The organism is Streptomyces sp. NPDC042364 (assembly GCF_056437585.1).
On the sequence record NZ_JBWKAJ010000005.1, the window covers coordinates 122,858 to 142,412 of the forward strand.

Here is a 19,555-nt window from a genome sequence, read left to right on the forward strand (position 1 = left end):
GCCGTGCGAGCCGTGTCGCCTGTGCCGGCCGTGCGAGCCGTGTCGCCTGTGCCGGCCGTGCGAGCCGTGTCGCCTGTGCCGGCCGTGCGAGCCGTGTCGCCTGTGCCGGCCGTGCGAGCCGTGCCGGCCGTGCGAGCCGTGTCGCCTGTGCCGGCCGTGCGGGCCGTGCGGGCCGTGCGGGCCGTGTCGCCTGTGCCGGCCGTGCGGGCCGTGCGGGTCAGCTCACGCGGGTGAGCCTCGGGACGAAACCGGGTTCCGTGAGGTCCTTCTGGAGGGCCACCGGGACCTCGACGCCGTCGCCGGTGCCGTCGCCGATGGTCAGCGAGCCGACCACGGTGCCGGCCTTCGCCGCGTGCGGGAGGGTCTCGGCGGCGTCCAGCCGCAGCTTGACGGTCTTGCCCGCCCAGCCGACCGCCGAGACGTTCTTGGTGGCGACGACGGGCGTCCGCCCGCCGAGCCGGTCGTCGACGTAGCCGACGACGTCGCCCTTCTTCAGGATCGTGTCGGAGGTGAGCGCGTCCTGGGCGGCCAGCATGGCCGTCTTGCTGACCGCGTTGACCGTGTCGATGATCGGCGGGGTGTGCTGGCCGAGGATCGCGCCGACGACGATCGCCGTCTCTCCGCCGACCTCCTTCGTGCCCGCGAAGAGCAGGTTGCCGCCGGCGGCCGTGGTGGAGCCGGTCTTGATGCCGATGGCGTTGTTGTAGGGGACGAGACGGTTGTAGTTGTCCCACTTCGCGCCCGAGGGGTCGTACCAGACCGGCAGCTTGGTGATGTCCGTCAGGGCCTTCATCTTCACCAGCGCGTTGCCGAGCTTGACCTGGTCCTCGGCGGTGGAGACCGTCGTCTCCTTCAGCCCGGACGGGTCGGTGTACGTCGTGTTCTTCATCCCGAGGTCCTTGGCCGCGGCGTTCATCTTCTTGACGAAGGCAGCCTCGGAACCGTTGCCGTCCCAGCGGGCGAGGAGTCGCGCGATGTTGTTCGCGGACGGAATCATGATGGCCGCGATGGCGTCGTACTGGGAGAGCTTGTCGCCCTCCTTGACGGTGTTGAGCGTGGACTCGCCGTCCTTGTCGTAGCCGCCCTCGGTCTCCGCCTTCGCGTCGACCGGGATGGTCGCACCCTTCTCACCCGGCTTCATCGGGTGTTCCTTGAGGATGACGTACGCGGTCATCGCCTTGGCGACGGAGCCGATGGCCACGGGCTTCTGCTCGCCGAAGCTGTCCATGGTGCCGATGCCGTTGACGTCCATCCAGCCCTGGCCCTCCTTGGGCCACGGCAGGGCGACCTTGTCGCCCTCGAAGGCGTACGACTCCTTGGCGGTCAGTTCGAGCGCGGCGGCCGGGAGCGGGCGGAAGTTCTGTACGACCGCAAAGACGATCACGAGCAGGATGACCAGTGGGGTCCAGATCTTGACCCGGCGGACGGCCGTCCTGAGCGGGGTCTGCGGGGGCGGCGGCGTGTTGGTCAGCTCCGCCAGCAGGTCCAGCGGGGGCTTCGGCGGCAGCGGCTGCTGTGTCGTCCGCTCCGGGCCCACCTGGGGGACGGTCCGGGTGGCCTCGGCGGGCGAGGGCTGCGCGGGCCGGGACGGGGCGGCTTCGTCCAGCGACTTGAGCGCCACGAACTTGCTGGTCCGCTCGCTGGGGGCACCGTCACGGCCGGGAGCACCCTTGGGGTCCTCGGGGGCGGCCTTGGCGTCCTCGGGGGCGGCCTTGGCGTCACTGGTGCCGTCGAGACGGACGGTGCCTTCGCTGCCGGGGGAGCCCTTGCCGTCCTCCGCGGCTTCGTCGGTGGTGTCGTCGCCGGTGGTCTTGGGGGCCGCCCCGCCCAGCTTGAGCATGGTGGTGGGCTGGTCCACCGCAGGGGGCCGCGGCGCGCGGAAGACGGCGGTCGCCTGGTCCACGGGCGGCTCGGCATCGGCTTCGGCATCGGCTTCGGCTTCGGCCTCGGCTCGGGCGCGAGAGCCGCTCTTGGCGAACTGGACACCGGAGCCGCCCTTGGGCGCCGCCGGGGTACGGGAGTCGGCGTCGGCCGTGGGGATGCCGGGGGTGGTCTCGGACGCCGCGGCAACGGAACCGGCCTTGGAGGCGGGCCGTGTGCCCGGGCCGACGCGGAACACCGCGGTCCGGGAGTCGACCTTCCCGCCTTCGGCGGAGCCCTCGTCTCCGACCTCGGCGCCGTCGCCACCCGCGTCCACGTCACCGGCTTCGGTCTCGGCTTCGGCTTCGGCTTCGGCTTCGGCTTCGGCTTCGGCTTCGGGGCCAGGCTCGGGTCCGCGGTCACGCGGAGCGTGGGCAGCCGCGTCGGACCCGGCGCCCGCGCGCTCCGCTGCACCGCTGTCGCCGTCGCGCGGCGATCCGCCATCGGCCTCGGCGGCGGCCTCCGGGGCGGCGGCCTCCGGGGCAGACGCCCCAGCGTCCGAGCGCTCCGCCTCCCCGTCCTCCGGGGCTGCGTCACCCGCCTCAGCCGCCGCGTCGCCCTTCGGCTCCGCGCTCACCGCGGCGTCACCGTCACCGCCGTCACCGTCGGCGTCGTCGGCGTCGTCGGCGTCGTCGGCGTCGTCGGCGTCGACGGTGACGGCGGTGACGGCCGCATCCACCTCGTCCCGCTCCCCGTCGCCGGCACCGGTCGTACCCGACCCGTCGCCGTCCGACCCGGCGGAGTCCTCGTCAGCGGCGGTCGACTCGGCCTCGTCCGCCCCGGCCGCAGCCGAAGTCCCGTCGGCGGCGTCGGAGTCGCTCCCCGACCCGGCGCTCCCGGCGCTCCCGGCAGCCTCCGCGTCCGAGTCGGCCTTCGCCGTGTCGGCCTTGTCGGCCTCGCCCTCGCCTTCCGCCGGCTCCAGCAGTGCGCGGCGGGAGAAGACCGCCGTCACCTGGTCCGGCTTCGGGGCGGGGTCCGGCGGCGTCGGCCGGGAGAGGGAGAGGCGCGGGTCCGGGGAGGGGGTGGAGGGGCCGGAACCCGGGGCCTCCGGGATCGGCGGTTCGCTCCCCGACGCCGACGATGCCGACGACTCGTACCGCTTCGACCTGTCGGGGGACGTGCCCGCCACCGATGCCTCCTCCCGCGCGCCGCCCACCCTCGGGACGCGCGCCCTACCGATCCGTGAAACCCACCGCCCGGACACTAACCACCACACGCACCACCGCGCCGCGCCGCTGTCCGAACCATGTACCAGTGTCCTGTGTGCGGGCTTAACCCCTGCGGTAGACGAGAACGACATACCTACCGGTTCCACTACATTCCGGTCACGCACCCTCGACAGACCAATGTGAGAGGGGTCACCCTGTCATTCATCCACGCGGGGAGGCATGGATGGGCAGGAGCCGCAGAACACTTCCGGAGGAGCTTCTGCTGCTGGCATTGGACCCGGCCACGGGTACCACTGCGCAGCCGCAGTCGCTCGACCTTGGTCTGGCCGGAGCGCAGCTAGTGGAGCTGGCGCTGGCCGGACGGATAGCCCCAGACGGGGATCGTATCGCCGTGGTGTCCCCACGGCCGACTGGAGATCCAACACTGGACTGCGCGTTGGAGTTGCTGCGAAGGCGTGGCGCTCCGGTCCGTGCGGTGCACTGGATCGGCGGGCCCCGGCTGGGGCTGCGCCAGACCTACCTGTCACACCTGGAGCGCTGCGGCATGGTGCACGCCGTCGCGGGCCAGATGTGCGGGGTGCTGCCGACGACGCGCTACCAGGCGACGGACACGGCCATCAGCCGGGAGATCAGGGCCCGGCTGGATTCCGCGATCCGCACCGGCGTACCGCCGGACCCGCGGACGGCCGCGCTCGCCGCACTGGCCCACGCCGTGGGCCTCGGCAAGCACCTGTACCCGGGGAACGAGGGACGCTCGTCCCGCTCCCGGCTCAGGGACCTCATCCGGCACGACCCCATGGGGGGCCTGGTGGCCCACGCCGTCATGGACGTGCAGAACGGCGTGGCCGCACAGCCGCGCCGCAGCCCGGCACCGGCCGGCCGCCAGGCCGCACCCGGCGCCAGGCCACCCGCACCGGAACCCGCCCGCGGCGTTCCGATGCAGCCGCGCCGTGGCTCCATGGCACGCGTCGTGGCGCACTGACCGACCCACGCACGACACCGCACGGCGCGTCCACGCACCGGCGCACCACCGACCGGCGCAGCCACGCACCGACGCAGCAACGCACCGACGCAGCACACCGGGTGAGACACCGGAACCGGAGCCGCGACCCGCGGCACCGCCCGTGCCACCCGCGCCGCGCAAGACCACGCACGGCCGCACCGTCTGTTCCACCCGTTCCACGGCACGACGCGCACCACCGCACTACCGCACCACCCGCACCACAGGGCGCACCGTGCGCACACTCGCACCTTCAGCGCCGGACCGAACCGCCTCACGGGACACCGGGACCCGGTTCGGGAGCCGCTGGATCGCGCGGGGCGTGCGAGGCCGTACGGACATGCCCGACCGGTCGATCCGTCGACCGGTCGGGCCGGTCCGTACGACAGGGCCTCGCCGCCCCGCGCGGCCGCATGTCCCGGTGCCGGCCGCACATTTCGGCGGAGAACCCCGCACGGCGGAAAAACCACGGCGGAAACGGCGCGTGTGCAGCGCATATCCGCTGTTTTCCAGCGGTACTCGGCGCCTTGGTGGCAATCTGCTCAACAGCAGATACGCAAGGTAGAGGCCCGCAGCCGGAGGTGCACGTCCCGTGGCGTCCAATGTCAATCCCACTGTCAGGCGACGCCGGTTGGGCCAGGAGCTGCGCCGGCTCCGTGAGCTCAAGGGCATGACCGCCGAGGAAGTGGCCGAGCGGCTGCTGGTCTCCCAGTCGAAGATCAGCCGTCTGGAGAACGGCCGCCGCAGCATCAGCCAGCGCGACGTCCGCGACCTCTGCGGGGTCTACGAGGTCGAGGACCAGCGGGTCGTCGACTCGCTGATGCAGATGGCCAAGGACTCGCGCCAGCAGGGCTGGTGGCATGCGTTCGGCGATGTCCCGTACAGCGTCTACATCGGTCTGGAGACCGACGCGGCGAGCCTGCGCGTGTACGACCCTCAGGTCGTCCCCGGCCTACTCCAGACCCGTCCGTACGCCGAGGCCCTCATCGCGGGCGCGCTGCCGGAGACGACGCCCGGCGACATCGACAAGCGGGTCCAGGTGCGGATGAGGCGACAGGAACGCATCTCCGCGCCGGAGAGCCCGCTGCGGCTGTGGACCGTCCTCGACGAGGCCGCGCTGCGCCGGGTGGTCGGCAACCGCTCCCTCATGCGCGAACAGCTGGAGTACCTGGTCGAGCAGTCCCGACTCCCGCATGTCACGGTGCAGGTGATCCCCTTCGACATGGGAGCGCATCCGGGTCTCAACGGCCAGTACGCGATCCTGGAGTTCCCGGACGCCTCGGATTCCAGTGTCGTCTACATCGAGGGCGTCACCAGCGATCTGTATCTGGAGAAGCCCGCCGACGTCCAGAAGTACAGCGTGATGTACGAGCACTTGAGGGCGCAGGCCCTGAATGTGGATCAATCCCGCCAGTTCATCGCGGACATCGCGAAGGAGTATGCGCGGTTGTAGCCCCTGCGCAGTCCTGATCAGACCCCCGACGGGTTGAAAGGGACGGAAGATACACCTCGGCACCCTCGAGGGGGAAGACTCAAGGGGAATATGCCACTCGCACGAGTGAATAGTCGCTTCGTCGCCGGATGTTGGCGAGTAGCGTCGATCACGTCAAGGAAATCAATGACCTTGGCGGAAACCGAACTGTGGGGTCCGGGAACGGGCGCGTTCCCACGGTTCGGCGACAGCAACTCAACGACCAACCGGCTAGCGGAGCAGAAATGGCAATTCAGCAAGGCGCCACGGACACGTGGGTCAAGTCCTCGTACTCCACGGGCAACGGCGCGTGCGTCGAGGTCAAGTCCCCTGTCGTCGCGGCACTCTCCGTGCGTGACTCCAAGGTTTCCGACGGTCCGACCCTGGCGTTCCCCGCCGACTCGTGGAACGCGTTCGTCACCGGGGTCAACCGGGGAGCCTTCGACCTCGCGTGACCATGGTTCACCCCCACCAGGAACCCAACTGCAGACAGACCAACTGACAGAGCCCTCTCGACCGGCCCGCCGTCCTGGCCGAGGGGGCTCGGCCTTGCCCGCCCGCCGTACCCACCGGCTCCGCGCCCACCCGACCCATGTGCGGTCGCCACCCGAAGCACCATCGCTGCACTTCGGGCGAAGTCGAGCGGGCCCACCTCTCCACATCTGACGATCCGTCAGCTAAACCGGTCCCATGACAGATGACACTCCGAAAGCCGGCGAGACCCGCAGCCATCTGTACGCCGAACTGGCCGCCGTCGGCCCCTACGGAGCCGACCTCGGGCACGCGCTCATCACCATGGTCGAACCGCACCCGGGCCGGGAGCGCGAATACAACCGCTGGTACGAGGACGACCACTTCATCGCCGGCGCGATGGCCATGCCCTGGATGTACGCGGGGCGCCGCTGGGTCGCCACCCGGGACCTGCAACTCCTGCGATATCCGGAGAAGTCCGCCGTCGCACAGCCGGTGACGGCCGGGTGCTACATATCCGTCTACTGGATGACCGCCGGCCGCTACGCCGACCACATGCGGTGGACTGTCGGCATCAACAAGCGCCTCAACCGCGACGACCGCGTCTTCCAGGACCGTACGCACGTCTTCACCGCCTTCCAGGACCACGCGGCGACCGTCTACCGCGACGGCGGCGGGGGCCCTCGCGACATCCACGCCCTCGACCACCCCTACTCCGGACTCGTCGTCCAGGTCATCGACAGCGACTCCCCCGCCAGGCGTGCGGAACTGCTCGCCTGGCTACGCGACGACCACCTCCCGCAACGGCTGGCGGGCTCGCCCGCCGCCATGACGGCCGTCTTCACGCCGACACCCCTGCCGCTGGACCGGATGACCTACGTCAAACAGGTCGAGGGCGTCGGAACCCGGCTGACCCTGCTGTGGTTCCTCCAGCAGGATCCCCGCGCCGCCTGGCACGAGCACTTCGCGGACCTGGACACGCAGGTGGCCGCCTCCGGGCTGGGCGAGGTGCAGCTCGTCGCACCGTTCATACCGACGGTGCCCGGGACGGACCGGTACGTGGACGAGCTGCGGTGAACCATCAGGCCCCAGGGCCGACGCGCACGCCCCCGATTCCCGATTCCCGCCGTCGCGTTCACCCCAGCTCTGCCCGGGGCCAGCCCCGGACTGTGGCTCGTGGGTGCCCCCGTACCGGCGAAGGTGATCCAGCAGGTCTCCCGGGCGGTGTCGAGGAGGTACCGGATGCGGCCGCCGCGGTCACCGCGATCTGCCACTACTCACAGGTCCGCCCGCGGTGCATCCGGTGCGCGCCAGACTGCCCTCGAGGCGGTGATGCCGGGGAGTCTCGGTGGCCGGTCCGGGGGCGGTGCGCATAGTGATCCAGAGGCGCGGTAGGTGTTCTCCCCGGCCTGCCGGGCGAGGCTCTCCCAGCCCTTGGCCGAGGCCGCGTCGGCGAACCGGACCTCCCAGTGGCCCTCCGGCGCCGGCGGTGCGGCGCGGTCGCCACGCCCCGCGGTCATGCTGCGTCCCGCGGAACTGGTACCGGGCGGTAGTCCTCGCCGTGATCCCTGGTCAGTGCGGAAGAGGAGTTGCATGCCCGTCGGCCCTGGGTGCGTATGCCCACAGGGCCGACTCTCACGTCTGCTGGGGCCAGAACTGCACGAGGTAGCGCTCGACGCCCTCGGCGATGCCTTCCTCCTCGATGACGCGGGCCACCTCATCTCGCCCCGAGCAGTAGACCCGCACATGCCAGGCCCGGTCGGAAGCCCCCAGTTCGATCACATCCTCAATCGGACCGTACGCCACCGCCCACACCTCCAGGGTTCCCGTCGCGGACCGCACGGCGGTGTCGGCTCGCTGGTCCCACACGCGACTGGTGTCCACGGGCGGTTCACCGTCCCACACCTGAGCGGTCATCGTCGGCGTGTGAGTATGACCGGCACTCTCGATATCGACCCGCCCAGGGTGAGCAGTTACGAACACGCCCTCGTCCATGACGCGGCCACCTGGATACGCAACCGACGCGGACTCCGCATCCTGTAGGCACATCCCGTGGAAATCCACCTCGGGTTCGAGTTCCCGCTCCCTCACCATCCGGGGCTCGGACACGACACTCCTACTCCTCAACTGCCGCCTCTACGCGCCCTGAGCGCAAGGTATGCCTCGCGCCCAGGCCCGGACGAAAACCTTCAAGTCCACAGCCTTACCCCAGCACAAGCGATTCGTCGCCGAAGCCGGCCACGAGCTTGAGCTTTCCACCGAGGGCTTCGACGTAGGCGGCAAGCGTGTCGACCTCGGAGCGGCTGAGCGCACCCTTCTCGATGGCCGAGACCCGCCCCTGGGTGAGGCCGAGGTACGCCGCTTCCGCTTCCGCTTCCGCTACCGGCCGCGTGGGCCGTGGCCGGTGCGGCAGCGCGGGCAGCGGCACGGGGGCCACCCGAGGGACACCGGCGGGAGCGCAGCCGCACCGGGTGCGTATGCGGTCGGCCCCACCACGCCGACCCGGCGTCCGTCTCCGTCGAGGCGGTAGACGCTGAGGGTCAGGCGTGACGCGCCCGGCTCGGGAGGCGTTCCGGCGTTCACCGGTCATCCCCCGGCCTGTGCGTGCGGGAGGAGCACGGGCAGCTCCGCACCGGCAGCAAAACGGCCGTCCCGGGCAGCGGCATCTCGCGGCTCCGACGACACGCCTGCCGCACCGGGCCGTGCCCTGGAGCGCGGTCGAAGGTCGGCACCCCGGCCCTGGGCCCGCCGCTCACCTCTCGCCCTCGCCGCGGCCGGCCTCCGGCGGCAGCGACAGCACATCCGGCACGCGCGGGAAGTGCGGGGCGCAGTCCCGGCACGCGTACACCGTGAAGCCGGGACCGGAACCCTGGTGCACCACCGAGACGACGACCGGCGCATCGGTGATCGCACAGCATCGGACACACATACGCACCGGCACCCGCGTCCCACCCGGGACAGCCCCTGGGCGCTCGCCTCGCTCACCCGACCCACTCATCCGGCCACCGCCTCGGCGCCCACCACATGCAGGTCGAGGTCGACACCGAAGTCCGCCGCGAGAACCATCGCGACACGGCGCCGCCGCTGCCGCGCCCGCTCACACTCCAGCGCCCGCTCCCGCTCGGCGAGAACGACATACGGCCGGACCACGGCCGTCGCCTCACCGGGCAACGGCTCTTCGACACCGTACGGCGACCGCAGCACCGGGGGCCACGGCGCAGCCGCGCCAGGCGCCTCCGGCATATGCGCGAGGGTCTGCCCGGCGGGGCGTGTGCCCGCCCTGCGCCTGCCGGTACCGGGGGCGAGTACGCCCAGGATCCACCGCGCGAAGGCGTGGATAATGCTCACTGTCATCAGCTCCTCAGAGGCTGGTGGCCATGCCCCGGGGCCCTGCAAGGCCGCCGGGGTCTTCTCTGCACAGAGTAGACCTAGCTAGCTAGGGTAGCTAGTCGATATTGGCGAACTCGTCTCGCTCATCTTGATAGGGCCGCCTAGCGTCCAAGGCATGGAATGGGAGCCGGACGTACCACGCTGGAAGCAGGTCTATGCGGTCATCGAGGGGCGGATCGAGGACGGGACCTATCCGCCCGGGTCACAACTGCCTGGCGTTCTGGCCATCCAAGGCGAGTTCGGCATCGCACAGATGACCGCACGACGCGTGTTGACAGAGCTGCGAACTGCGGGCCTCGCACAGATGCACCCTGGTGTAGGCACCTTCGTCAGCGAACTCCCCGAACAATCCCAGTAAGAGCGCGCCGCCAAGGGCGTCAGTTGCGACCGATCTGCGGACCACCAAGCACCCCCGGCCGGTTGGGAAGTACGTCGGCCGGGGCCGTGACGCGACCGTCAGGCGCGGGCCCGGCCGATGAGCGTGCCGATGTGCCCGGCTTTCGGGCCCTCCACCAGAAGTGCTCCGGAACTACCGGCTGTTGTACGCCTACTCGTGGCCCAGGTGCGCCTCGGCCATGGCGATCGGGGGCAGTCGGACATCGGTGCTTCCCTTCCCTCCTCTCCCGGACGGCCATACTCTGACGCCTCGTCAGATGAAGTGCCCCACCCTGGAGGTAGCGATGCCCCTGCCACTGCAACCGCCACTGCTGAGCGGCAAGACCGTCGTCGTGTCGGGCGTCGGTGCGGGGCTGGGGCACCGGGTGGCCGCGGCGGTCGTACGGGACGGGGGGAACGCCGTGCTGGGGGCGCGCACGGAGGCCAACCTCGCCAAGGCCGCGGCGGAGCTGGACCCGGACGGCGCGCACACGGCGTACCGGGCGACGGACATCACCGACGAGGCGCAGTGCGACGCGCTCGCGGCGCTGGCGCGGGAGCGGTTCGGCGGTGTGGACGCGGTGGTGCACGTGGCCGCCTGGGACAGCTGCTTCGGGGGCCTGGAGGACGCCGACTTCGCCACCTGGCAGGCGGTCCTCGACGTGAACCTGCTGGGCACGCTGCGGATGACCCGGGCCTGCCTGCCGGCCCTGAAGGAGGCGGGCGGGGGGTCCGTCGTCATCATCGGGACGCAGTCCGCGGTCGCCGCGCCCTCGCAGGTGCGGCAGGCCGCGTACGCGGCGTCGAAGGGGGCGCTGACGAGCGCGATGTACTCGCTGGCACGGGAGCTGGGGCCCCATCGGATACGGGTCAACACGGTACTGCCGGGGTGGATGTGGGGGCCGCCGGTGGAGGCGTACGTCCGGTTCGCGGCGCACGGCGAGGGGGTCCCGGAGGCGGAGGTGCTGGCGCGGCTCACCGAGCGCATGGCACTGCCGGAGCTGGCCACGGACGGGGATGTCGCGGACGCGGTGGTCTTCCTGGCGTCCGACCGGGCGCGGGCGATCACCGGTCAGTCGCTGCTCGTCAACGCCGGGGAGTTGATGCGCTGAGCCGGTCCCCGGTGATGCGGGGCTGATCGTTTTCAGCCACCCGGTCGTTCATGTACATGAACCTGGGTCATCGCGCAGAACTTTTTTACCCCCTCTTGACCTACCCCTTCCTTGCCGTGACCATGCCACGGAACCCAGAGTTCACATGCCTGACCGTTCACATGCCTGACCCTGGCGGCGGACCCTGGAAGGGGGCCCATGAACAGTCTCGACTGGGCCGTGCTCATCGGCTACTTCGGTGTGATGGTCGCGATCGGCGTCTGGTCGCACAAGCGGGTGGACAACGTCAGCGACTTCTTCACCGCCGGCGGCAGGATGCCGTGGTGGCTGTCCGGCATCTCGCACCACATGTCGGGCTACAGCGCGGTGATGTTCACCGGGTACGCCGGCATCGCGTACACGTACGGCGTGACGTCCTTCGTGACGTGGTCCTTTCCCATCGCCCTCGGTATCGCCATCGGCTCCAAGCTGTTCGCGCCGCGCATCAACCGGCTGCGGTCGCGTCTGCATGTGGCGTCCCCGCTGGAGTACCTGAAGAACCGCTACAACCTGCAGACCCAGCAGGCGTTGGCCTGGTCCGGGATGTTGCTGAAGATCGTGGACGTGGGGGCGAAGTGGGCCGCGATCGCGACCCTTCTGTCCGTGTTCACGGGGGTGTCCCTGAACCAGGGCATCCTCATCACCGGCAGCATCACCGCCGTCTACTGCACGATCGGCGGACTGTGGGCGGACGCGCTGACGGAGCTGGGCCAGTTCGTCATCCAACTCCTCGCCGGCATCGCGATGTTCGTGGCCGTCTTCGTGAGACTCGACGACTACGGCGGCTTCTTCGGCGTGTGGGACCGTCCCGAGCTGGCGGGCCACGGCGAACCCCTCGTCGGCCCGTACGGCACGGTCTTCCTCCTCGCGTTCCTCTTCATCAAGCTCTTCGAGTACAACGGCGGCATGCTCAACCAGGCCCAGCGCTACATGGCCACGGCCACCCCGTACGAGGCCGAGCGCTCCGCCCGGCTGTCGGCGGTCCTGTGGCTGGTCTGGCCGCTGGTGCTGTTCTTCCCCATGTGGATGTCGCCGCTGCTGGTGACCTCGGAGAAGGGCGACGGCTCCGACACCTACGCCCTGATGACCGAACAGCTGCTGCCGCACGGTCTGCTGGGCCTCGTCATCGTCGGCTTCTTCTCCCACACCATGGCCATGTGCTCCTCCGACGCCAACGCCATCGCGGCCGTCTTCACCCGCGACTGCGCGCCGGTGATCTGGCGCCGGGCGCGGGCCTGGAGCGAGGGGCAGGGGCTGCGGGTCGCCCGGATCGCGACCGTCGTGTTCCTCGGCCTGTCCATGGCGGCGGCCACACAGGTCAACTCCCCGGCGTTCAAGGACATCATCACCGTCGTCATCAAGTGGGTCGCCGGTCTGATGGGACCGATGGCCATCCCGATGATGCTGGGGCTGCTGCGGCCGTTCCGCCGCTCCGGGCCGACGGCCGCGCTCACCAGCTGGGCGTGCGGGCTGTTCGCCTTCTGGCTGGTGAACTACCCGATCCACTGGAACGTCGAGGGCGGCGTCCCGCTCCAGTACCAGGTGTCCGTCCCGCTGGCGGTGTCGCTGGTGCTGTACATCGTCATCGGCTTCGTCAAGCCGGAGGACACACCGGAGCGGCTCGCCGTCATCGAGCAGATCAACACGGACGGCGACGGTCTCGGCGGCGCGGGAACCTCGGCGGCGGTACCGGCTCCGGGACCGGGTTCGGGGAAGGACGCGGCCAGCCCGACGGGGGTCTAGGACGGCGCGCTTCGTATGCAGGGGGCCGCTCCGGGCGGGGGATCCTGGGGCGGCCCTCCAGCGTGCGGCGGGCTACTTGTCCAGGCGCATCAGCAGGTGTCCCCGCCGGAACCGCTCCCCCTCGCGGGGCTCGCGGAGCATGCGGCCGATCTCGGTGAAGCCGAACTCCGCGGTCAGCGCGGCGAGTTCGTCGATCGGCCAGCGGTAAGCCGTCGTCACCTTGTGGTCGAACTCGGTGACCGGGCCGCCCTCCGACTCGAAGAAGCCGAGTACGAGATGGCCGCCGGGCGCGAGGACACGGCGGAACTCGGCGACGTACGAGGACACGTCGCGCGGCGGGGCGTGGATGACCGAGTACCAGGAGACGATGCCGTCCAGCTCGTCGTCGGCCAGGTCGAGCGCGTGCATGGAGCCGACCTCGAACCGCAGGTCGGGGTAGGACTCCCGGGCCAGCCGGATCATCACCGGTGACAGATCGATCCCGAGCACGTCGAGCCCGAGGTCCCGCAGATACGCCGTCACGCGGCCGGGGCCGCACCCCAGCTCGGCGACCGGCCCGCCGTCGACGGCCCGCACGGAGTCGGCGAACGCGGCGAGCATCGCCCGGTCCAGCGGAAGGGAGTCGAACTCGTCCCTGACGAGTTGGGCGTAGAGGACGGCGATGTCGTCGTACGCGGCCGCGGTCGTACCGAGATGCGAGGGGAGTCCAGTCACAAGCGAGGACCCTAGAGCCCGGCCCGCACGCGGACCACCGTTTTCCGCCAGGTCAGGCGGCGAACGACTCGGGACCGAAGCGGCCCCAGGCGATGAAAGCCGCGAGCGCGAGATAGACGACATTCAGCGCCACGAACCGGAACTCGCCGAGCCGGCCGTGGGTGATCATCGCGCCGATCATCAGCAGCACCCAGCACACGGCCGTCACCGGCACCAGGACCGGCGCGACCCCGAGTGCGGCGGGCAGGACCAGGCCGAGGGCGGCCAGGAGTTCCAGCACGCCGAGGGCCTTGATGAGGCCCGGCTCGATCCCCGCGGTCCATCCCCCGCCCGGCGCCGCGGCCAGCTTCTCCCTCGGCACGAACGTCTTCGTCATACCGCCGGTCAGCGCCACCGCGGCCAGCAGTCCCGCACCGATCCAGAGGGCGAGGTCCATGGCAGTTCACTCCCGTCGCTCGTCGGCGGACCCGGCCACCGCGGCGGGGTCCGCCAACGAGACGAGACGGGGCGGCCGTTTGTGACATGGGGGCGCCCGAGCCCCGGCGGAGCGACCCTCAGTCCAGGCGGGCCGCGATGGTGTGGGCGCAGACGAGGGCGGCGGTGTGGGTGGTGTCGATCTCCAGGTCGTAGGTGACGCCCTCGTGGACCAGGGTGGCCTGGAGGGCGGCCATGCCGTGGGGGCGGTCGCCGCGGGCGGCCTCGCGGGCCGCGGCCACCGCGCTGTCGCAGTGGACGCCGACCCACAGGACGGGGAGGTCGCCGACGGCGTCGCGCCAGCGTCGCTGGGAGGCGGCACCGCCCAGGAAGACGTCGTCGACGACGACACGGGCGCCCGCGCGGACCATGGCCGCGATACCCGCCGCCCAGGCCGCGTCCAGCACCTGGAAGTCGGCGCCGGTGCTCACCGCGCCGTCCTCCGCGAAGTCGATGCCCTCGTCCGAGGACCGCATCCGCTCGGGCATCGCGTCCACCAGGGTGTCGACACTGAACGCCAGCCAGGGGTCCGGCAGTACGGCCTGCAGACCGCGCGCGATCGCGGACTTCCCCGAACTGGAACCGCCGTTGAGGATGATCATCCTGGTGCTCATGGCGTCACCGTAACCGCACGGACGCGGGTGGCCGCGGGGGGCGCACCATCAACACGTCCACCGGGTCCTCGGACTCCGTGGTGAAGCCGTGCCGTTCGTAGAGTCGGCGGGCCGGGCTGCCCCGCAGCACGTTCAGGCGGACCACGGTGGCGTCCCGGTCGCAGCGGTCCAGCAGTTCCCGCAGCACCGCCGTGCCGATGCCGGAGCCGTGCAGGTGCGGGGCCAGGTAGAAGTGCTCCAGTACCGCGGCCTGTCGTGGCACCGGCCGGTGGGCGTCGGCGGCGGGGCGGAGCGCCACGCAGCCGACGGGTGCGCCGCCCACCTCGATGATCCAGGTGTGGGCCGCGTCGAAGCCCTCACGGAAGCGCCGGCGGACCCGGTCCTCGTCGAAGCGGCCGAGGCGCTCCAGGTCCGGGCGCATCACCACGGCCCGCAGCTCCGCCAGCGACTCCGCGTCCGCCGCCGAGGCCCGGCGCAGGGTCCAGTCCGCCATGGGTTCCTCACGTTGCAGGTGGGTTGGTTCCGGTCACTCGCGGGAGTGAAGCACTTCCGCTCCCGGTCGGGTGGGACGGCGGGCGCTCAGGCCCGGGGATACCTCGCCAGCCACCCCGGTACCGCGCCGTTCGGGCTGTGCAGGGCCGGGCCCTGGGTCATCTCCAGGGCGAAGTCGTCGGCCAGGACCAGGAGGGTGGGGCGGCCTTCGAGTTCGGCCAGCCAGGCCGGGGGGAGCGCCGTCTCGCCGTGCAGGGCGCCGAGGAGTCCGCCGGTCAGGGCGCCCGCCGCCTTCGAGGGGCCGCTGTGGTTGACCGAGAGGCACAGGCCCTGGCGTATGTCCTCGCCCACGAGCGCGCAGTAGACGGCGACCGCGAGCAGCCGGTCGGCCGTGCCGGGGTCGGCCAGTTCCTCCACGAGCGCCGGGGACGGCGGGCCGGTGCGGACGGCGGCGAGGGCCTGCTGGAGGGCCTCGGTGACGGGCTGGTGGCCGGGGCGGGCGGCGAGCAGCACCAGGGCCTTCTGCGCGGCGGCGTCCATGCTCTCCCCCCGGGCCAGGGCGTGCACGAGGACGGCGTACGAGCCGGCCGCGAGGTACGCGGTGGGGTGCCCGTGGGTCTGGGCCGCGCACTCGACGGCGAGCTGGAAGACGAGCTGCGGCTCCCAGCCGACGAGGAGACCGAAGGGGGCCGAGCGGGCGGCGGCCTCGGCGCCCGCCTCGCCGGGGTTCTTGGGGGCGTCGAGCGTGCCCATGGTGTCGTCGGCGAAGCCGAGCAGGCAGACCCGGGACGGGTCGCGCCGGGCGTACAGCCACTCCTCGCGGGCGAGCCAGCCGTCGTCCTTGCGGCGCTCGTCGGGGCCCCAGTCCCGCTGTGTCGCCGCCCAGCGGAGGTAGGCGCGGTGCAGATCGGTCGGCGGGTGCCAGGCGCCGGTGTCGCGGCGGACCTGGGCGCGGATCAGGCCGTCGACGGTGAACAGGGTCAGCTGGGTGAGGTCGGTGATGGCCCCGCGTCTGCCGTAGGCGGGCGCCAGGTCGGGCAGGCCCTCCGGGCCGTACGTCTCGCGGATGCCGGACAGGGGCAGCGACTCGACGGGCGCGCCCAGGGCGTCGCCGACGGCCGCGCCGAGCAGCGTTCCGCGCACCCGGCTGCGGAAGTCCTGCTGTTCGGCCCGCCCCCAGACCGCACCGGCTGTCGCACCCACCCCGGCCTCCTCACGGCCCTACCCGTACGTCAGTACGTAAGTACATCCGTACGCCCGTACGGCTCGACAGTCCAGCACTGTAATCGAACAGGAATAGTCGATTCAGGGGTCCCGACGAGCGCGTTCCACCACGGGAAAGCAACTGTTTCGCACCCCCGAGGGTCAAACGATCGGATGTGAACAACCGGCATCCAACCGCGCCGACCTCGCCGTCGGGGCGCCGACGAAGAAGGGCGCCCACAAGGACTCCGGAGCCGCCTGGCTGTTCCGCGGCTCCAGGAACGGCCTCGTCACGACGAACATCACGTCGTTCGGCCCGGCCGCCCTCAAGGCACCGGAGAACGGGGCCCTCTTCGGGCTGGGCTTCGCCGAGTAGGGCGACCACCCCTCCGGCACCGGCCGGGTCACCGCCTCGGCGGCCCGGCCGTGCGGTTCCTCCGGGGACCTCCGGCCGGGGCGCTGCCACCCGTACGGTTCCGGCCAGTCCGCAGCCGCTGGTTCCGGCCCAACGCGCCGAAAATCACCTGGGGTTGGGTCGATCACGCGGGACATAGTTGATCCATGTCCGCAGATCTCAGACCCCGTTCGTCCCTCCTCCCCCTCGCCTCGACGCTCCTCGTCGGCACCGTCGCCCTCTACATGGCGCTCGTCGCCTTCAGCAACATCACCGACTTCGGCACCAACCAGCAGTTCGTACGGCACGTTCTCGCCATGGACACCACGTTCAAGGACGAGGACCTCATGTGGCGGGCGATCAAGTCGAAGGGCCTCCAGGACACGGCGTACGTCGCCATCATCGTCTGGGAGACGGTCTCCGCGCTGCTCCTCATCGCGGCCACGTACTTCTGGGCCGCTGCCCTGCGCTCACGCGCCTTCCACACCGCCCGCCGCTACAGCACCCTCGGCCTGCTCATGGTCCTTCTCCTCTTCGGCGCCGGCTTCATGGCCATAGGCGGCGAGTGGTTCGTCATGTGGCAGTCCGACACCTGGAACGGCCTCGACGCGGCCCTGCGGGTGTTCCTGCTGAGCGCCGTGGTGCTGCTGGTCACCCACCTCCCCCTGGACGAACCGGCGAAGGGCTGAGGGTTGTCCCGTGGCCGGACCACGGGCGTCCACGACCGCCGCTCGGGCGGGGGTCCGCCCCTGACAGCCGTGACCCCCGCCGTCGTACGGACCGGCGGGGGTCACGGCTGCCGGGCGGCCCGTCAGCAGAGGCAGGGCTCCACACCCGAGCCGAGTTGGCGCACGGCCGTGTCGTCGAGGGCGCCGGCGAAGGCGTGGACCTCGTCGACGTCACCGCGCAGGTACTCGCCCCAGCCGTCACCGACCCGGGCGCGGCCGACCTGGAGCGGGCCCGAACTCTCCCAGCCGTCCGGGAAGTCGGCGGTGGCCTGGGCGTTGGTCCAGCCGTCGAGGTGGAGCGTGATCCGGTCTGCGGCGTCGTCGTAGACGACCGCGAGCCGCCGGCCCACTCCCTCGCCGCCGTCGGCCGTGGCCAGCTGGGCCACCACGACCTCCGCGGCGCCCTCCTCGTCCGCCTTCGGCATCACCAGCTGCCAGGCGTGCGCCGACGGCTCGTAGCGCACCTTGAACGCGTCGGTGTGCGTGCCACCCTGGGACAGCACGGTCATCGGGCGGGACGGCTCCGCGTCCGCCAGGCGTACGACCACGCCGATCGAGAAGCTGTCCGAGGTGTCCACGACGGGACCCCCGGTGGCCGCGTACCCCGTCTCGCCGTCCAGCGTGAGGTGCCCGTCGCCCACCAGCGCGTCCGGCACCGCCGGGCAGTCGGGGTCGAAATCCGGGAGGCAGGAGCCGTCGGGGACGCGGTGGATCGCCGCACCCGGCCCGAGCTTGAGCGGCGTACGGCCACCCTGCTCGGGGCTCGCCCCGTCCGCCGCGTTCTCCAGCGACCAGTGGCCCAGCGAGCGCGGCTTACGGTGTGCCAGTGCGGCGGCCTCGGAGGGGACGACGACCCGGTCGTGGACCCTGATGCCGGCGAGCCCGCCGTGCCAGCGGTCGTGATGTCCCCGGCCGTCACGGGCGCGCCCGATCTGGAAGTCGCCGGCGGTGCCGCCCGGCGCCGCCGCCTTCGCACCGGTCTCCCGGCCGTTGACGTACAGCCGGGCCTCGCCGGTCTCCGCGTCGTACACGCCCAGCAGATGCGCCCACTCCCCGGTCTCGGGCGCGCCGCCCGTCACCCGGGCGCCGCCGACGGTGAACGACCACACCGGCCGTTCCCCGCGGGCGTCGAGACCGAGGGCGAAGGCCGCGTCGTCGCCCGCGTCCTGGGCGGCCACGGTCATGTTCCGGTCGGTCTGCGCGGGCCGCGCCCAGCCGCTGACCGCGAACGTCTTGCGGGGATCGGCCACGGCCGGACCGCCCGGGGTGAGGTGGCCGTGGCTGCTGCCGTCCAGGACCGCCGCCGAGGCGAGCCCCGTACCGGAGGGTGCCGCACCGCCGAAGGTGACACCGCTGCCCGCCACTGCGGGGGTGCCGGTCTCGGCCGCCGCGGTCGTGGAGCCCGCGGGGTCGGCGAGGTTCCAGTGGGCGACGGGAGCGCGGCCCGAGCCGACGCGGAAGAAGTGGGTGCTCTCGGCGCTGCCGTTCCCGGCGCGGTCGAAGGCCTGGACGGTGAACCGGTTCGTGCCGGCGGCGCGCGGCAGATACCGCACCGTCACCGCACCGCCGGGCTCCTGGGGGCGCACCGTCCGCGAGGGCTCGCCCAGGAACTGGTACTGGTACGACACGACGTCCTCGGAAGGCGAGTCCATGGTGAAGCTGCCGTAGACGCCCACGCCGTCGGTCCACTCCCCGCTGTCGGGGTACTCGGCGGAGCCGACGACGGCCTTGTCCGGGGCGGTGGTGTCGTAGCTGAACTCGCAGGCCCTGCCGTCGCCCTCGGAACTCCAGGGGGAGGCGGCCGTGCCGTCCTCGGCGCGGACCCGCCAGGAGACGACGGTCTCCTTCGGCAGGGAGGTCGGGAGCTGCACACGGAAGGAGCTGCCCGACGCCTTCCTGCCGGTCGTGTAGGTGAGGCGCTGGTCGGCCCCTTCGGTGTCCGTCCACCAGACCTCGAACTCGGCGCCGACGGAGCCGCCGTCGGAGTCGTACAGCACGGCGTCGAGCTGCGGGGCGGACCTGACGTACGGCCGCTCCCCCTCGCCCGCGGCACACGCCTTGCTGCCGGTCCTCAGATCCGCCACCAGCGGCTGCTTCGGCGGCGTGCCGCCCGCGGCGTGCGCTCCGCCGGGCACGGCGGCGACCAGCGCCGCCGCCGAGCACCCCACCGCCAGCAGCCCCCGGCCACCGAATCTCCGTGACATCCCCAACTGTCCCCTCCCCAGAGTCCCTTGGTACTCGTGGAT

18 protein-coding genes and 1 pseudogene are annotated in these 19,555 nt (G+C 71.6%); 8 read left to right on the forward strand and 11 right to left on the reverse strand.

Annotated features, from left to right (window positions below; translation table 11 throughout):
* Positions 1-217: 217 nt before the first annotated feature.
* Positions 218-3,049, reverse strand: a complete 2,832-nt coding sequence (locus tag AC067N_RS12340; RefSeq protein ID WP_478678829.1) for a D-alanyl-D-alanine carboxypeptidase — start codon at positions 3,047-3,049, stop codon at positions 218-220.
* A 263-nt stretch (positions 3,050-3,312) separates the two neighbouring features.
* On the opposite strand from AC067N_RS12340, the gene AC067N_RS12345 reads away from it, so the two are divergent.
* From AC067N_RS12345 to AC067N_RS12360, 4 genes are all read left to right on the forward strand, one after another.
* Positions 3,313-4,071 carry a GOLPH3/VPS74 family protein gene (locus AC067N_RS12345; RefSeq protein ID WP_478678830.1) on the forward strand — a complete coding sequence of 253 codons (759 nt, stop codon included), beginning with the start codon at positions 3,313-3,315 and terminating at the stop codon, positions 4,069-4,071.
* A gap of 610 nt (positions 4,072-4,681) precedes the next feature.
* Positions 4,682-5,542 carry a helix-turn-helix domain-containing protein gene (locus AC067N_RS12350; protein WP_478678831.1) on the forward strand — a complete coding sequence of 287 codons (861 nt, stop codon included), beginning with the start codon at positions 4,682-4,684 and terminating at the stop codon, positions 5,540-5,542.
* A gap of 263 nt (positions 5,543-5,805) precedes the next feature.
* A complete protein-coding gene (locus AC067N_RS12355) occupies positions 5,806-6,015 on the forward strand; it encodes a DUF397 domain-containing protein (RefSeq protein ID WP_055537993.1) in 210 nt (69 codons plus the stop codon).
* Positions 6,016-6,250: 235 nt separating this feature from the next.
* A complete protein-coding gene (locus AC067N_RS12360; RefSeq protein WP_478678832.1) occupies positions 6,251-7,108 on the forward strand; it encodes a hypothetical protein in 858 nt (285 codons plus the stop codon).
* Positions 7,109-7,666: 558 nt separating this feature from the next.
* Here AC067N_RS12360 and AC067N_RS12365 read toward each other — a convergent pair.
* From AC067N_RS12365 to AC067N_RS12380, 4 genes and pseudogenes are all read right to left on the reverse strand, one after another.
* Entirely contained in the window at positions 7,667-7,948 is a 282-nt protein-coding gene (locus AC067N_RS12365) for a hypothetical protein (RefSeq protein ID WP_478678833.1), read from the reverse strand.
* 286 nt (positions 7,949-8,234) lie between these two features.
* A pseudogene (locus AC067N_RS12370) lies at positions 8,235-8,399 on the reverse strand (helix-turn-helix domain-containing protein); the annotation flags it as partial.
* A gap of 384 nt (positions 8,400-8,783) precedes the next feature.
* The gene (locus AC067N_RS12375; protein WP_478678834.1) at positions 8,784-8,960 is read right to left on the reverse strand and encodes a hypothetical protein; all 177 of its coding nucleotides are present in this window, start codon (positions 8,958-8,960) and stop codon (positions 8,784-8,786) included.
* Positions 8,961-9,025: 65 nt separating this feature from the next.
* Positions 9,026-9,385, reverse strand: a complete 360-nt coding sequence (locus tag AC067N_RS12380) for a hypothetical protein (protein ID WP_478678835.1) — start codon at positions 9,383-9,385, stop codon at positions 9,026-9,028.
* Positions 9,386-9,536: 151 nt separating this feature from the next.
* Between AC067N_RS12380 and AC067N_RS12385 the strand changes: the two genes are divergently transcribed.
* The 3 genes from AC067N_RS12385 (at position 9,537) to AC067N_RS12395 (ending at position 12,690) form a co-directional block, all read left to right on the forward strand.
* Positions 9,537-9,779, forward strand: coding sequence for a GntR family transcriptional regulator (locus AC067N_RS12385; protein WP_478678836.1), 243 nt, complete (start codon positions 9,537-9,539; stop codon positions 9,777-9,779).
* A 322-nt stretch (positions 9,780-10,101) separates the two neighbouring features.
* Positions 10,102-10,908: an SDR family oxidoreductase gene (locus AC067N_RS12390; protein WP_478678837.1), complete on the forward strand. Its 807-nt coding sequence runs from the start codon at positions 10,102-10,104 to the stop codon at positions 10,906-10,908.
* Between the two features lie 198 nt (positions 10,909-11,106).
* Complete coding sequence (locus AC067N_RS12395; protein ID WP_478678838.1) at positions 11,107-12,690, forward strand: sodium:solute symporter family protein; 1,584 nt, start codon at positions 11,107-11,109, stop codon at positions 12,688-12,690.
* Between the two features lie 72 nt (positions 12,691-12,762).
* On the opposite strand, the gene AC067N_RS12400 is transcribed toward AC067N_RS12395, so the two are convergent.
* The 5 genes from AC067N_RS12400 to AC067N_RS12420 form a co-directional block, all read right to left on the reverse strand.
* Positions 12,763-13,404 carry a class I SAM-dependent methyltransferase gene (locus AC067N_RS12400; protein WP_478678839.1) on the reverse strand — a complete coding sequence of 214 codons (642 nt, stop codon included), beginning with the start codon at positions 13,402-13,404 and terminating at the stop codon, positions 12,763-12,765.
* Between the two features lie 52 nt (positions 13,405-13,456).
* Positions 13,457-13,840 (reverse strand): DoxX family protein, encoded by a 384-nt coding sequence (locus AC067N_RS12405; RefSeq protein WP_478678840.1) that lies wholly within the window; start codon positions 13,838-13,840, stop codon positions 13,457-13,459.
* Positions 13,841-13,958: 118 nt separating this feature from the next.
* Positions 13,959-14,492 carry a chloramphenicol phosphotransferase CPT gene (gene cpt / locus AC067N_RS12410; protein WP_478678841.1) on the reverse strand — a complete coding sequence of 178 codons (534 nt, stop codon included), beginning with the start codon at positions 14,490-14,492 and terminating at the stop codon, positions 13,959-13,961.
* A gap of 4 nt (positions 14,493-14,496) precedes the next feature.
* Positions 14,497-14,985 carry an N-acetyltransferase family protein gene (locus AC067N_RS12415; RefSeq protein WP_478678842.1) on the reverse strand — a complete coding sequence of 163 codons (489 nt, stop codon included), beginning with the start codon at positions 14,983-14,985 and terminating at the stop codon, positions 14,497-14,499.
* Positions 14,986-15,071: 86 nt separating this feature from the next.
* Positions 15,072-16,187: an ADP-ribosylglycohydrolase family protein gene (locus tag AC067N_RS12420; RefSeq protein ID WP_478678843.1), complete on the reverse strand. Its 1,116-nt coding sequence runs from the start codon at positions 16,185-16,187 to the stop codon at positions 15,072-15,074.
* A 561-nt stretch (positions 16,188-16,748) separates the two neighbouring features.
* Between AC067N_RS12420 and AC067N_RS12425 the strand changes: the two genes are divergently transcribed.
* Complete coding sequence (locus tag AC067N_RS12425; protein WP_478678844.1) at positions 16,749-17,270, forward strand: DUF2165 domain-containing protein; 522 nt, start codon at positions 16,749-16,751, stop codon at positions 17,268-17,270.
* A gap of 122 nt (positions 17,271-17,392) precedes the next feature.
* On the opposite strand, the gene AC067N_RS12430 is transcribed toward AC067N_RS12425, so the two are convergent.
* Positions 17,393-19,513, reverse strand: coding sequence for a laminin G domain-containing protein (locus AC067N_RS12430; protein WP_478678845.1), 2,121 nt, complete (start codon positions 19,511-19,513; stop codon positions 17,393-17,395).
* Positions 19,514-19,555 lie beyond the last annotated feature (42 nt).

What these genes read in the sequence shown, in the direction of transcription:
- AC067N_RS12345 (WP_478678830.1), top strand. Translation starts at nt 3,313, where the DNA reads ATGGGCAGGAGCCGCAGAACACTTCCGGAGGAGCTTCTGCTGCTGGCA.
- AC067N_RS12355 (WP_055537993.1), top strand. Translation starts at nt 5,806, where the DNA reads ATGGCAATTCAGCAAGGCGCCACGGACACGTGGGTCAAGTCCTCGTAC.
- AC067N_RS12360 (WP_478678832.1), top strand. Translation starts at nt 6,251, where the DNA reads ATGACAGATGACACTCCGAAAGCCGGCGAGACCCGCAGCCATCTGTAC.
- AC067N_RS12365 (WP_478678833.1), bottom strand. Translation starts at nt 7,948, where the DNA reads ATGACCGCTCAGGTGTGGGACGGTGAACCGCCCGTGGACACCAGTCGC.
- AC067N_RS12375 (WP_478678834.1), bottom strand. Translation starts at nt 8,960, where the DNA reads ATGTGTGTCCGATGCTGTGCGATCACCGATGCGCCGGTCGTCGTCTCG.
- AC067N_RS12380 (WP_478678835.1), bottom strand. Translation starts at nt 9,385, where the DNA reads ATGACAGTGAGCATTATCCACGCCTTCGCGCGGTGGATCCTGGGCGTA.
- AC067N_RS12385 (WP_478678836.1), top strand. Translation starts at nt 9,537, where the DNA reads ATGGAATGGGAGCCGGACGTACCACGCTGGAAGCAGGTCTATGCGGTC.
- AC067N_RS12390 (WP_478678837.1), top strand. Translation starts at nt 10,102, where the DNA reads ATGCCCCTGCCACTGCAACCGCCACTGCTGAGCGGCAAGACCGTCGTC.
- AC067N_RS12395 (WP_478678838.1), top strand. Translation starts at nt 11,107, where the DNA reads ATGAACAGTCTCGACTGGGCCGTGCTCATCGGCTACTTCGGTGTGATG.
- AC067N_RS12405 (WP_478678840.1), bottom strand. Translation starts at nt 13,840, where the DNA reads ATGGACCTCGCCCTCTGGATCGGTGCGGGACTGCTGGCCGCGGTGGCG.
- cpt (WP_478678841.1), bottom strand. Translation starts at nt 14,492, where the DNA reads ATGAGCACCAGGATGATCATCCTCAACGGCGGTTCCAGTTCGGGGAAG.
- AC067N_RS12415 (WP_478678842.1), bottom strand. Translation starts at nt 14,985, where the DNA reads ATGGCGGACTGGACCCTGCGCCGGGCCTCGGCGGCGGACGCGGAGTCG.
- AC067N_RS12425 (WP_478678844.1), top strand. Translation starts at nt 16,749, where the DNA reads ATGTCCGCAGATCTCAGACCCCGTTCGTCCCTCCTCCCCCTCGCCTCG.
- AC067N_RS12430 (WP_478678845.1), bottom strand. Translation starts at nt 19,513, where the DNA reads ATGTCACGGAGATTCGGTGGCCGGGGGCTGCTGGCGGTGGGGTGCTCG.